13 protein-coding genes and 1 pseudogene are annotated in these 13,711 nt (G+C 40.4%); 7 read left to right on the forward strand and 7 right to left on the reverse strand.

What is annotated here, in order from left to right; genetic code table 11:
* Positions 1-69 precede the first annotated feature (69 nt).
* The 3 genes from V7K76_RS32840 to coaD all read right to left on the reverse strand — a co-directional run bounded on the left by V7K76_RS32840 (position 70) and on the right by coaD (position 1,574).
* Positions 70-213 carry a hypothetical protein gene (locus V7K76_RS32840; protein WP_334775601.1) on the reverse strand — a complete coding sequence of 48 codons (144 nt, stop codon included), beginning with the start codon at positions 211-213 and terminating at the stop codon, positions 70-72.
* A gap of 231 nt (positions 214-444) precedes the next feature.
* A complete protein-coding gene (locus V7K76_RS32845) occupies positions 445-1,113 on the reverse strand; it encodes a DivIVA domain-containing protein (RefSeq protein ID WP_334775600.1) in 669 nt (222 codons plus the stop codon).
* Complete coding sequence (gene coaD, locus V7K76_RS32850; RefSeq protein ID WP_334699322.1) at positions 1,023-1,574, reverse strand: pantetheine-phosphate adenylyltransferase; 552 nt, start codon at positions 1,572-1,574, stop codon at positions 1,023-1,025. The genes V7K76_RS32845 and coaD overlap by 91 nt, the downstream gene beginning before the upstream one ends.
* A 493-nt stretch (positions 1,575-2,067) precedes the next feature.
* Here coaD and lgt point away from each other — a divergent pair, with 493 nt between their 5' ends.
* The 6 genes from lgt (at position 2,068) to V7K76_RS32880 (ending at position 7,228) form a co-directional block, all read left to right on the forward strand.
* Entirely contained in the window at positions 2,068-2,943 is an 876-nt protein-coding gene (lgt, locus tag V7K76_RS32855; protein ID WP_334775599.1) for a prolipoprotein diacylglyceryl transferase, read from the forward strand.
* A 287-nt stretch (positions 2,944-3,230) separates the two neighbouring features.
* Positions 3,231-4,055, forward strand: coding sequence for a precorrin-4 C(11)-methyltransferase (gene cobM / locus V7K76_RS32860; protein WP_334775598.1), 825 nt, complete (start codon positions 3,231-3,233; stop codon positions 4,053-4,055).
* 117 nt (positions 4,056-4,172) lie between these two features.
* A complete protein-coding gene (locus tag V7K76_RS32865) occupies positions 4,173-4,526 on the forward strand; it encodes a phenylpyruvate tautomerase MIF-related protein (protein WP_273763732.1) in 354 nt (117 codons plus the stop codon).
* A gap of 78 nt (positions 4,527-4,604) precedes the next feature.
* Positions 4,605-5,699, forward strand: a complete 1,095-nt coding sequence (gene rlmN, locus V7K76_RS32870) for a 23S rRNA (adenine(2503)-C(2))-methyltransferase RlmN (RefSeq protein ID WP_334775597.1) — start codon at positions 4,605-4,607, stop codon at positions 5,697-5,699.
* A 128-nt stretch (positions 5,700-5,827) separates the two neighbouring features.
* Positions 5,828-6,712: a class I SAM-dependent methyltransferase gene (locus V7K76_RS32875; RefSeq protein ID WP_334775596.1), complete on the forward strand. Its 885-nt coding sequence runs from the start codon at positions 5,828-5,830 to the stop codon at positions 6,710-6,712.
* A gap of 30 nt (positions 6,713-6,742) precedes the next feature.
* Positions 6,743-7,228, forward strand: coding sequence for a hypothetical protein (locus V7K76_RS32880; RefSeq protein WP_334952684.1), 486 nt, complete (start codon positions 6,743-6,745; stop codon positions 7,226-7,228).
* Between the two features lie 325 nt (positions 7,229-7,553).
* On the opposite strand, the gene V7K76_RS32885 is transcribed toward V7K76_RS32880, so the two are convergent.
* Together V7K76_RS32885 and uvrC are read right to left on the reverse strand one after the other, a co-directional pair.
* On the reverse strand, positions 7,554-7,733 hold the full coding sequence (locus tag V7K76_RS32885) for a replication restart DNA helicase PriA (protein ID WP_334775593.1): 180 nt from the start codon (positions 7,731-7,733) through the stop codon (positions 7,554-7,556).
* An 819-nt stretch (positions 7,734-8,552) separates the two neighbouring features.
* Positions 8,553-10,430, reverse strand: coding sequence for an excinuclease ABC subunit UvrC (gene uvrC, locus V7K76_RS32890; protein ID WP_334775592.1), 1,878 nt, complete (start codon positions 10,428-10,430; stop codon positions 8,553-8,555).
* Positions 10,431-11,179: 749 nt separating this feature from the next.
* On the opposite strand from uvrC, the gene V7K76_RS32895 reads away from it, so the two are divergent.
* Positions 11,180-11,359, forward strand: a complete 180-nt coding sequence (locus V7K76_RS32895; protein WP_334699329.1) for a hypothetical protein — start codon at positions 11,180-11,182, stop codon at positions 11,357-11,359.
* Positions 11,360-11,380: 21 nt separating this feature from the next.
* On the opposite strand, the pseudogene V7K76_RS32900 reads toward V7K76_RS32895, so the two are convergent.
* Both V7K76_RS32900 and V7K76_RS32905 read right to left on the reverse strand, forming a co-directional pair.
* A pseudogene (locus V7K76_RS32900) lies at positions 11,381-11,804 on the reverse strand (response regulator).
* Positions 11,805-12,364: 560 nt separating this feature from the next.
* The gene (locus V7K76_RS32905) at positions 12,365-13,363 is read right to left on the reverse strand and encodes an NF038130 family PEP-CTERM protein (protein WP_334775591.1); all 999 of its coding nucleotides are present in this window, start codon (positions 13,361-13,363) and stop codon (positions 12,365-12,367) included.
* Positions 13,364-13,711 lie beyond the last annotated feature (348 nt).

Here is a 13,711-nt window from a genome sequence, read left to right on the forward strand (position 1 = left end):
TAATCAAACAATGGCTAAACCTTTTAAGTGGACATATAAGGGCAAAGTTTTGGCTATTTAATGGTCTGCTTATTTACGCCGTACTGTACTAGTTCCCCGTTGGGATAGCCAAGCTACTGTTAAAATCAAGTAAATAATTGCCCAAAGCAAATAAATAATTCCAATTAAACCAGCTAGATTTACTCCAAAGTTAACTTGAGCGAAAGTAAACATTTATTAAAAATCCTGCTTAATTACAAGCCAAAATTTTAAATCTATTAAGCTAAAAAACATCTATATGAATTCAACACAACTCTTGTGGGGTGGGCATCTTGCCCGCTCTATGAATTTAAATATGGAACAGCTACCAAGTAGCTTCCCAAAAAGCCTTCATTCATGAAAAGCTTTGGGTTAAGCAGTAGCAAAACCCAACCGATAATTTTTCCCCATTTATCGTTAGAACCTCTATCTTTTTTTTGCAGGAGGTGAATTGCGCTGGGTGAGATTATCAATTTGCAGTTGTTGCCGTCCATTGGTGACAATTCGCAACATCTCTTTGAGATCCTGCTCAATATTTCCCAAAAGTCCATCGGCATATTGATCGGCACCATCTTCAATTTCTTGAGCCTGAGCGATCGCAGTTTGTCGCATCGTCTCTAACTCTTGCTGACAAGCATACCGCTTACGTTCAATCTCAGCGAGGGTTTCTTGCATTATTCCCTCACACTCCTGTTGCACTTGTCGCCTTAGTTGTTCGGCTTCTTGTTCTGCCTGGTGAATAATATCGCTTTCAGCTAAAATTTGCGCTCTTTTAGCTTGTGCAGCCTCAACAACCTGCTGTCCATACTCTTCCGCTTCCAGTAAAATTTCGTCCTTTTGCTCAAGAACTGCTGCTGCTTCTTGAAAAAGTGATGGTAAAGCCAGCCGGATATAATCAAGCTGATCCAAGAACTTTTCTTCATCTATGAGCGTGCGTCTCGTCAACGGAATCCTGAGACTAGAGAGAACTATTTCCTCTAGGCGGTTGAGTTCTTGTTGAATATCTATGCTTCCCTCTCCACCGAGATATTCTTGAGGGGGGGGATTGCTTCCGTTGAGATTGGGTTCAACATTGGAGATTTCTGATTGTAGCATTGGTATATATCCAGGGCAATGTGTGGGGGAACGAGATGATCGATAGAGCCACCAAACCTTGCAATCTCTTTTACCACACTACTACTTAAAAAACTATATTCATTTGAGGTTGCAAGAAAAACTGTTTCTATTTCGGTAGACAGAGTTTTATTGGTGTGGGCCATTTGCAGTTCCACTTCAAAATCTGATACAGCCCGTAAACCCCGCAGCAAAACTTGTGCTTGTTGCATTTGAGCATAGTTGACGGTAAGACCATCAAAGCTGTCTACTTCTACATTCGATAAATGTTGTGTAGAATGACGTATCTGATCTAGCCGTTGCTCCACACTAAAAAGTGGCATCTTGTTGGGGTTCCGCAGTACAGCGACAATCACCCGCTCAAATAGCCGACTCCCGCGCTGGATGAGGTCAAGGTGTCCCAAGGTGATGGGGTCGAAGCTACCAGGATAAATAGCGATCACAATTTTAAATATATCAAAGTTGTTTAGGTGATTATATCGAAACCGTTTTGTGTAACTTACTCAAATCTACCATCTTGCGCTCTGAGTAAGGATACTAAATTCAATTGTTTTAGTTATGCTCAACTAGGCGTTAGGAACTAGACTCCTAAATCTAGAATCCTAAATCTGGAGACGGGATTTTTACCTACATCCCCACAATATTGTGGATAATTCAAGGGTAGTTCCAGTATTCAAGATGTCACCAAACAGGGAGTAGGGAACTCTTAGTTGGGAGTAGGGAAGACGGCATTGGTCGGGATTTCAAGCCCCGACCAATGCTATCGTCTTGAAAGACGGGGCTTGTATCGAACGCGTTGCGTCTCGTAGAGAAGAAGGTTGTAGGTGTTGCGTCTTTTTCCCCTACTCCCTACTCCCGCCCCAACGGGGCTTGGTCAGAAACTCCGTACTTAGCAAAGTGCGCGGGTAGTTAACGAACTCTTCTAGGTAATTTTTCATGGCACTGGATTTTTCCACCTTGCCTTTGGCATTTCAATTCACCTCACCAGGACCAATTCTGGTGAAAATCGGGCCACTAAGTATCCGTTGGTATGGCTTATTGATTGCCACAGCAGTATTAATTGGCGTCATCCTTTCCCAGAATTTGGCAAAGCGCCGTAATGTTAATCCTGAATTGCTAGGCGATTTATTCTTTTGGTTATTGATTGGGGCAATTCCTAGCGCACGGTTATATTACGTTTTCTTTGAATGGCCAAAATATGCCCCAACTCCAGAAAAGATTTTTGCAATCTGGGAAGGAGGTATTGCCATTCATGGAGCGATTCTGGGTGGCGTTGTGGCTGCGTTAATCTTTGCCAAAATCAAGCAGGTTTCTTTTTGGCAACTGGCAGATTTAGTAGCACCTTCGCTGATTTTAGGGCAAGCGATCGGACGTTGGGGCAATTTCTTTAATTCTGAAGCTTTTGGCGATCCGACTGATTTACCCTGGAAGCTGTATATTCCACCAGATCGTCGTCCTCTAGACTATGCTAGTTTCGATTACTTTCATCCCACCTTCCTCTACGAATCTCTGTGGGATTTAATGGTGTTTACGCTACTCATAACGTTGTTTTTCCGGTCTTTATCCGGTAAGCCACGCCTGAAAGTAGGCACACTGTTTCTAGTTTACTGGCCAGCCTATAGCTTAGGACGCTTATGGATTGAAGGCTTTCGCACTGATAGCTTGATGCTGGGTCCATTAAAAATGGCACAAGTAGTCAGTAGTCTCGGAATTTTATTGGGATTAGTTGGATTAGCTTGGCTTTACTTACTCAAACGCCCTTTACCCGATGTAGTTCCTACTCTTAAAGGTAATGGGGAGAGTGGGAGATGAGGGAGCAATCAATTCAAAATTCAAAATGACGCTCGTTCGCTCTTAGCGTCTCCCTTTGGGAGAAGACTCGCTCTAAGCGAAGCCATGCCGCAGGCTTTACGCTGCGCTAATAAAATTCAAAATTAAAGAACTTCTGCCTAATGCCCAATGCCTAAAAAGAAAAAATGCCCCAGAGTATTCTCTAGGGCTTAACCAGGGTGCATCTACCATTACTATCTACTAGGGAAAGAAGATGAATCCGGAAAGATACTGAAAAATTTGCCACAAAAATTTTTTGAGGGATTGCCGTGTGTTCTTTTAAAAGTGAATATACAGAAGACTATAGTTATAAAAAAACACTATATGCTTTAGAGCCGTCTGTGTATATTGTGGGAGCGGGGCCTGGAGATCCTGATTTATTAACGGTGAAGGCGCAGAAACTACTGGCTGCTGCTGATGTGATTTTATTTGCTGATTCTTTAATACCCGAACAAATTTTAGAACTTTGTCGAGAAGATGCGGAGATCATTAGAACTGCGAATCAGACTTTAGAAGAGATTTTGCCAATTATGATTGATAGGGTGCGATCGCAGCAAAAATCTCTAGTCCGTCTTCATTCTGGCGATCCTAGTCTCTACAGCGCCATTCACGAGCAAATGCACCTCCTCGCAGAGGCAAATATCCCTTTTGAAGTTATACCTGGTATCAGCGCCTTTCAAGCTGCTGCTGCTAAACTAAAAATAGAACTGACTGTGCCTGGTTTAGTTCAAACCATTATTTTGACACGCATCAGTGGACGTACAGAAGTCCCCGCCACTGAAGAATTAGCGACTCTGGCAGCACATCAGGCTAGCCTCTGCTTATATCTCAGTGCGCGTCACGTTGAAAATGCCCAAGCTAAATTACTCGAACACTATCCAGCCGAAACCCCCATTGCGATTTGCTTTCGCATCGGCTGGCCGGATGAAAAAATTAAGGTTGTCCCTCTGAATCAAATGGCAGATTGCACTTATAAAGAAAAACTAATTCGCACTACACTTTATATAATCAGCCCAGCACTCTCACCAGCAACAGGGCGATCGCGTTTATATCATCCCGAACATGGTCATCTATTTCGCTCATCTCATAATTAAGTGTTGGGCATGGGGCGTTGGGCATGGGGCATTGGTTATTCTCCTCATCTCCCCATTGCCTCTGCGTTTCGATAAACTTAACAATGTCAATAAAATTCAAAATCCCAATTCGGTACTATGCCATTAATTAAAGTGCAAACTTCTGCATCTGCTCCTCAAAAAGCTGAAATTGAGTCGATGCTTTTAAATCTATCAGCCAAGTTAGCGAAACATTTGGGAAAACCAGAATCATACGTAATGACTGCTTTTGAACCAGGAATCCCCATGACTTTTGCAGGGAATACTGACCCGGTTTGCTACATTGAAATTAAAAGCATCGGTACGATGAAGCCAGATCAAACCGCAGCGATGAGTCAGGACTTTTGCCAGCAGATTAACCAAACTCTAGGCGTGCCGAAAAATCGCATTTACATAGAGTTTGCAGACGCTAAGGGGGCAATGTGGGGCTGGAATGGCACAACCTTTGGTTAATTAACCATCTTCTTAGGTCAAGACTAAGTTAATCTGGCAGGTGTAGTATAGAGATTCAGCATCAACTCGTGATTTTTTATGTCTGCTACGCCTCTTGTATCTCCGATTGACTCACACAACCCAGAAAAATCAGCATTAATCCCTCCCTTACTAGGTGCAACCGTTGCCGAGTTAACTACTTGGGTGCAGCAGCAGGGACAACCTGCTTACAGAGGCAAGCAGCTGCATGAATGGATCTATGACAAGGGAGTGCGATCGCTAGCTGATATTTCTGTCTTCCCCAAGCAATGGCGTGCAGAAGTAGCAGAAATCCCTATTGGGCGCTCAATTTTACATTACCGCTCTGAGGCTCCCGATGGTACGGTAAAATATCTTTTACGATTAACAGACGGGCAAATTATTGAAACTGTTGGTATCCCCACCTTCGCAGAAAGGGGAGAAGGTCCAAAAGCCCGGCTGACAGTTTGCGTCTCTACTCAAGTGGGTTGCCCGATGGCGTGTGATTTCTGCGCTACTGGAAAGGGAGGCTACAAGCGCAACCTAGCACGGCACGAAATTATCGATCAGGTGTTGACTGTCCAAGAAGATTTTCAGCAACGGGTTAGCAATGTCGTGTTTATGGGACTTGGTGAACCGTTGTTAAATACTGAGAATGTTCTAGCAGCTTTGAAATCTCTGAATCAAGATGTCGGTATTGGGCAGCGATCGCTTACAGTTTCTACAGTTGGGATTCGCGATCGCATCCGTCAGTTCGCCCAAAATAATTTGCAAGTTACTCTGGCTGTGAGTCTCCACGCACCCAACCAAGCACTACGAGAAAAACTCATCCCCAGCGCCCGCAACTATCCTCTAGAAGATTTACTGGCTGAATGTCGGGAATATGTAGAAATCACTGGCCGCCGCGTTACTTTTGAATACGTTCTTCTCGCTGGTGTTAACGATCTACCAGAACACGCCTTAGAACTTTCAAAATGCCTGCGAGGATTCCAAAGTCATGTAAATTTAATTCCCTACAATCCCATTCAAGAAGTAGACTACAAACGCCCCAACCGCGATCGCATTGAAGCATTTGTCAACGTCCTCAAGCAGCAAAATACTGCTGTTAGTGTCCGTTATTCTCGTGGTTTAGAAGCCGATGCTGCTTGTGGGCAATTAAGAGCAAGTAATAATTAAACATTTTCTACTCAGTAAATATAATTGCTTGGATCTCACAAAACCCTGTTATATTAATCATTTAAGAAATTTAATGGTTAGCTCATTTTGTAGCAATCTGAAGCAGGATATTAATAGAGGTGATAGTTATGCCAAGTTCTTCATATTCAGTTCTCAGACCTTATATTGCTGCTGATTTTAAGGTAGATATAGATAACCAAGATATCCTAAATTTTCCTGTTTCTACTTCCAGTCCAGCCATCGAAGCGAATAGTTATTACTTTGGGCATCCAGAATGGGCAAAAAACTATTTTGAAAGTTGTCATCGTGATGAAGTGTTCAAGTCCTCCTGGGAAGCGGCCATAGGGAGTTGGGATGATAAAATTGTTATAGACATTGGTTGTGGCCCAGGCAATTTATATGCAACGCTTGGGGGAAAACCACAATTGTTAATTGGTGTAGATATTAGCTATGGGGCATTGTCTATGGCTCAACGTCTTGGCTATACAGCAGTGAAAGCAGATGCCCACCAACTTCCTTTCATTTCTAACTTCGCTGATATAGTAGTACTAAATGCTACATTACATCACTGTGATTACATGGATATCGTGTTGCAGGAAGCAGCGCGTTTAGTCCGTCCAGGTGGCATCCTAATCACAGACCACGACCCTCAGTTGACTGCCTGGAACTTCCAAGGATTAGGTTTGTGGTTATGGAACTTACGCTTAGGGCTATATCGGCTAATGAAACGAGGAGGTCATGCCTCAGCAGCAGAGCAGACTTGGGGATTAGCAACTGAGGTTCATCACCGACCTGGAGATGGAGTAACGCCAGAGCTTTACTACAAAGTTCTGGAGCCACTTGGTTTTAGTGTCAAGGTTTATCCCCATAACCATACAGTTGGTGCAGAAGTATTGCAAGGCAATTACGGTGAATCTGACAAGAAGTATCGCTTGGCTCAATTATGGTCTGGTATTAATCCTAATTCACCACAAGCAGCTTTATCGCTGATGTGTATTGCGACACGCCATTGACTAAATAGAATTAATTATATAATTATATATATGTTGAATATATATATGTTGAATCGCTCATTCACGCTTAAACTATGGCTACTGGTAATTGTTCTTGCAAAAGCTTTGCCAATTGATTCTCCTGCTTATGGACAAATAATTCAGACGAATCCTCAGCAACCTGAGTCCTTTCAAGAAAGAATGAGACAACAACAAGAGGAGCGAAATCAGCAAACACAAGAGCAATTTCAGGAAACATGGCTACGGCTAAACCTTAAAGAACCACAATTACAACAACAACAGAGAATCCAACAGCAAGAATTTACACGACAACGGCAAGAACTCACACGTCAGCAACAACTGAGAGTACAACAGGAACAAACGAGACTACAACAGCAAGACTTTACACGACAGCAACAACAGATATTACAACAGCAACAACAGATACAAGATCAACAAATTAGACAACAGCAAGAATTGAGATTAGAACAACAGAGACAACAGCAACAACTCAGACAACAGAATAACAACCTGTGAAGGTTTTAAAATTTCTGATGGGAACATCCCAATTTTTTCAGAAGGCAGAAGTACGAAGGCAGGAGGCTCAGTTGGAACCCACGTTTAAAAACGTGGGATTGATCTTGGACGCTTTGTATCTCGTGGCACTTTCCGCTCGATACAATTCTTTTTTTTAACTGGGCAATAACCCAGAACTAAAGTTTTTATTAAGTACTTCTTTCCTTCTGCCTTCTGCCTTCTGCCCTCTGCCTTTCTTGTAAATATTTGGGATGCTCCCTTTCTGATAAATAACTTTATTATTAAAAATTAGAGAACACATTCTCCAATTTTTAATTTTTATTTTCTAGCGGTGTGCGAGAATTCCTGGGGCATAAGCCTCAATGACTTTGCCCGTGCGAGTACAACTAATCATTAAATAGTCACAGATTGGGCATTGTGTCCGAGTTAATTGACTATCAGAAATATAATAGCGCTCCGCGTGGCTACCACAATTTGGGCAGTGAACCTTTTGTACTGTCTGCATTTTAAAACCCCTGGTTGTAATTATTTTTTATTTAGTAAAGCCACAAGTTAAACCAAGAAAAATTTTGGTTCGACCCAACTTAACAAATTGCTGTAATATTGGCTGATTATTTTAAACAAAATTTCAGGTTTGAAAAGTTTTTGATATCTTTATCTATTATCCTAAAACTTAAATGATTTTACTCTCCTACTTTAGATACATAAATTGATTTTTAATTAAATTTTGCTTAGAGATTTACTGATCCCTATGATTAATGCCTTGAGAGAGCCTTGGTTATAGTCATTTAGAACGAATACAAAAAAGCCGTTCTTGTATTCAAAAATTAAAACCAATAAATTACTGTATATTTAGTCACAAAATCTTTATCTTAAGATTTAGTTCATATTTGCTGACAAGATTTATGAAATTAAAAAAGAATTCTGACTCCTGAATTCTGATTCCTGAATTCAGGAGTCAGAATCAATACCCTTTGCTGGGAACTTTGGGAATCGCTCAAAGTTGCAAAAAAATTGTAGGTTGGGTGCAATACAGTTCAGTTAAGTATTTCTTTCTTCTCTTTGCGTCCTTGGCGTCCTTCTCTAACGAGACGCTGCGCGAAGGCGGTTCGTTAAAAAAATTGGATTTGACAAAGAGTTTTAGCCTTAACTGAACCCTATTGAGGTTGGGTTGCGCTCCGCTCCACCCAATCTACCTCTAATGTACTATTTTAAGCTTGCCACACCACTACATATACTTAGGTTTTTTCAGGAATCAAATCGGATTCCTATATCTACATTTTGTTTTCACCTACTCTTCAAGGTGAGAGTAGGTGTTTTTACTTCAAGCAGGATGAAAATAATCGTAAATTTCTTGAGCTAAACGCGGCCCAATTCCTGCTACTTCAGCAAGTTGTGTGGTTGTCGCTTGCCGAATATAGTCAACTGAGCGAAAATGTCCTAGTAGCTGCTTTTGTCGATGATGTCCTAAGCCAGGAATTTCATCTAAGCGCGATCGCTTCAATTTATCACTGCGCTGTTGACGATGGAAACTCACTGCAAACCGATGCGCTTCATCCCGCAGTCGCCGCAATAACTGTACCCCTGGTTGTTCTGCATCAGTTGTCAAAGGTTTAGATTCTCCCGGTAAAAAAATCTCTTCTCGCTGCTTTGCTAAACTCACAACTCGCAAGTCTTCTAATAAATTCATCTCTTGCAAAATGGCGACAACCGATGATAACTGACCTTTCCCACCATCGATCATGATTAAATCCGGCCAGTCAGGATTACCCAAACGCGCTAATTGCTGATCTTCCCCATACTTGCGAAACCGCCGTTGGATAACTTCAGCCAGACTAGCAAAATCATCTGAATGTCCTGCTGTCACCGTCGGATTTTTGATTTTATAGTGTCGATAGTGCTGTTTCGCAGGTAATCCGTCGATAAACACAACTTGGGAAGCGACAGCATTTGACCCTTGAATATGGGAAATGTCATAACCTTCGATGCGGTGGGGTGCATCTGGTAAATCGAGAATGGCGGCTAAATCTTGCATTGATTGGTGATTGCGATCGCCAAATTTCTGCATTCTTTGCAATTCATACTGAGCATTTCGCTCTACCATCTCAATTAATTCTGCCTTAGTTTGCCGCAAAGGAGTCAAAATTGTGACTTTTTTGCCTTTGCGTTGAGTTAAGACATCCGCCAATATCTCCGCATCTGGTAAATCATGCTGCACCAAAATTTCTAAAGGTATTTCCACTGAGTCAGCAGTTTGGTAATGTTCCTCTAAAGCTCGTTGTAAAATAGCTCCTGGTTCTGCATGAGCATCGGCCACAAAGGCTAAACGTCCTACCAATTGCCCCGCGCGAATCTGAAATAGTTGAATGCAGGCGTGTTGTTCGTCGGCTGCCAGTGCGATCGCATCCCGTGAAACGGTATCATCTGGTAAAGATACTTTTTGGTCGGCTGTCAGCGACTTTAACCCAGAAATTTGATCGCGAATCCGCGCGGCTGACTCAAAATTCAAGTTCTCGGCCGCTGCGTTCATCTGTTGGGTCAAAATCTCAATCAATTCCTGAGTTCGACCTTGAAACACCATCGCCACCTTTTGCACAATTTTGCGATATTCTTCTGGTGAAATCAGCTGTTGACACACACCCGGACAACGCCCTAAATCATAATTCAAGCAAGGACGGTCTTTAAAAAGTGGTTGAGGTCGTTGTCGCTGGGGAAAGATCCGCTTGCAGATGCGGACAATTTCTCGTAATAAACCAGCATCAGTATAAGGCCCGTAAAATTTATCCTTTTCTTTGCCGAATTGGCGTTTACGGGTAATAAAAATTCGCGGATAATCTTCTGACCAAGTGATGCAGAGATAGGGATATTTTTTATCATCTTTGAGCAACACGTTGAAGTATGGCTGGTGCTGCTTGATCAAATTAGCTTCTAGGGCTAAAGCTTCGGCTTCAGTATCAGTGACGATAAATTCAATTTCTGTCACTAATTTGACCATCGTTGCGATACGTTCACTCTTGTTGTAGCCATCCCGAAAATAGGAACGGACACGCGATCGCAACTTACGTGATTTACCTATATATATAATGCGATCGCTCCTGTCCCGCATGAAATAAACCCCCGGTTCCGGTGGAATTTCGGCTAGACGGTTTTCTAGTCGTTCTGGATCTTTAACCAGTGGTAATATTTGAGTAGATATTGTCACAACCAAAATTAGGTAATCTTTCTCTATTTTAAGAAAAATTGTTTTTTCGTGCCGATTTAACAGACTATTTATGAAGTAAAGATGAAATAGCCATCAAAAACTGCATACGCCAGAACAGATGAAAGAGGGACTGGGGAGAATAATAACTCTTAACTCCTAACTCAGCACTCTCAACTCCTAAGTCAGGTAGACCTTTAGCCTGCACAAAAATAAGTATGCTGTAGCTACTTTTGCGGCTTTCCGCAGGGTGAATTAGTTTCCCAGCTAGAAACTTGTCAGAAAACTTATCGCAAGCATAAAAACTTTGGAGTCAACGAGAGTTTATCTAGCTGCGATCTTAGTTCTTGACTGCTACTGTCAGAATAAAAACTTTGCTTTTTCAATCTATTATTAACTTTTTTAAATTGATAATACAGCAGATTTCAGGTAAATGAGTGACAAAATTTTATAAAAAAGCCATATACCAAGAGACTTTCAACTCTGTTCCCTGTTCCCTGCTGTATTTTATTATCTGGAGCTTTCCATTTTACATAATAATATTTTTTGTGTTTATTTATCTTTATTTAAAAATAAAGAATGCGTTTATATAATGCTTATATAAATAACAGATAAAATCTTTGTCAATTGGCACTATTTATGTTTATTTATTGAATTTATAATATTAAGCGAATTGACGGATTGAGTTATTTAAATTTACGATTATGATTGAGAACATAGTTATTATAATGATTTCAAACAAGAGCTAGACTATGAATTTACAAGATTTTGAATTACAGTATCGTGAGGCTATGGCTGAAACTCTCAATGAACTACAAACAGCAGTTTTATTGTTAGCGCAAGTACAACAAAAAATTTCAACTATTGGCAGTTCCGTACAAACTCTTAGTGAGCGCGTTGAAGAGTTTATTGCTGACCAAAAAGCAGAATAAATGCACGCCTAGCAGAAAAGCTTATCTGTGGTGACAAGTAAATTGTTCTTCAATTGTAAGAATTAGATCCTTAAGTTTTAAGGGTTTGACAAAATAGCTACGTGCGCCCAAACTCAGAGCTAGTTCTTGATCTGCTTTAAAAGCAAAGGCTGAAACCACAATGATCGGTATTTTTGACAAATCAGGTTTTTGCTGGACTTGTTTTAAGAGTGAGTAACCGTCAATATCTGGCAATTTCAAGTCTAACAACATTAAATCTGGCTCGAATTTCTCTATAGTTGAGAAAAAAGTAGAGCCTTCTGATAAGCTTTGGACTTCGTACCCACAGTGACTTAGATAGTCACTAAGTAACATCCGATTGAGATAATGATCTTCGACGAGCAAAATTCGTCTAACTTTATGTGACCGCAATGGCTTATCTCTCATTGAGTAATTGTGCTGTCATTGCTATCTATTATCTGATAATTTTAAGTAAAAGCCAACAATTATTATCAGAATCTGAAATAGTAGTGTATTAAAATTGTGAAATGAATACAAAGTTTACTTATGTAATCTATTCAAAGATTATGAATCAATTAAATTTAGCTACACTATATTACTTAAATAATAATCTTTTTAAGTATATTTTAATCAAAATTTAAGCTTTGTTCCTAACTTCTTTTAAGCTTATAGTTTTAAATAAACGGCTGCTTAATAAAAATTGAATCGCTAAATTTTTATAAGTAAAAATACTTAAGGGATACCTAAGCAAGGGTATGGTAATTGCCCTTATTAAAATAGCTTTTATCTAGATGTAAGGGTAAGTAATACCATTTCACAAAATCCATACTATAAATATTTTAGTAGAGGCGTACAAAAGAACGTTACAACCAATTTATTTGTTGCAAATATTTTTAGAAACAGTATAACCTAGTATATTAAATTTTATTATAGCTGCAAGGAAGTATTCATTAAAAAAGGGAGCTAACAGCTCCCTTAGTTATTTGTAGTTTTGAATCCGCAATCTTAGATAGATGCTTTTTTAAATTTGCGTTGGGTAGCAAACACACCAGCAACACCTAGCAGACCAAGTATTATTGATGGTTCTGGGACTTGCTTTGAAGGATCAGTGTATCCAGGTGTGTTCCAAGTGTAATATGCGCTGTAGGATAAGTGGTCATCAGAGGCTGTAATTCCTGACACAGTGGGGTCAAAGCTGTAAGCGTAGTAGGTTTGACCACCAGTAACTACCTTGGCAATTTCACTAACTCCAATTCCACCTGCGTAGCCATTTAATGCCGTTTGGAAGTTGAGGAGGTCTTTGAATGATGTCAGTGCTTGCACGGTAGCTGATCCGGACGGTAGTGATAAAATCTTATTTTGAACATCTGAAGCGCTTACAGTTTGTAATGTTTTGCCTGGAAATAGTGATTTCACTCCATTCCACGTTTGGGTAAGATTACTAGAAATTGTAGTTGAGAGGTTGGACTTTACATCCAAGTCACCAACCAATTGTAGTTGTACACCACCATTTTGACCGAATTGGAAGCCACCAATGTTAGGATCTCCTATCCCCAACGAAGAAAAAGAACTTGTTATTAATGATTTGGTACTGGCTGAAAACCCATTCCACACTGACTGGAATGGGGTATAGGTATTTAACAAATCACTTATCCATTGGGAACCAAAATTATTCCAGTCACTAGCTGTGACACTGCTAACAGTAGCACTGTAGTTTCCTTGTGTGGCGGTGAAGCCAACGTTAGAAGTTGGATTCTCAGTAGTATACCAAAGCTCGACGTTAGAAGTGGGGTCGTTATCTGTTAAAGCTTTGATGGCAGCGTTAGTACCACCTTGTGCATTCCCTCTAATGAAGGTACCATCTGAGCCACCAGTGTAAGTGTTAATTTCTCCTGTATTATTATCGAAGCTAAAAGATGTAGCGTGTGCTGGGGCGGTGGTAAGAGCGCTCACACCAATAGCCATTGAGGCACCAATTACAAGTTTCTGGAAAGTCATTTTCATTGTTTTTAAGTCTCTGTCAGTTTGGAAGTTAAGTTTTAAACTACTGCCGTTTTTAGGCTTGGGTTGTCTTGAATACAGGCTTTTTGGCAATACAGCTGCTTAAAAACACAAACTGTATTGTTAACCATCTTTGGTATCTCAGCGTACAAACCCAGTTTAAGAAACATGAAGACCTAATTGGGTAAAGTTACTGCTGATTATCAATTAAAAGATGACGAATCTTTCGATTTTTTTATGCGTCTAATTACATATTTTGATGAAAATTTTATGTATGTAAGATCACTACACTATATTTTGGAGTTCAGTATAATACGGAGATTCGTAGGAATCAATACTGCGTAGATTTTG

The organism is Nostoc sp. (assembly GCF_036917975.1).
Lineage (GTDB): Bacteria > Cyanobacteriota > Cyanobacteriia > Cyanobacteriales > Nostocaceae > Nostoc.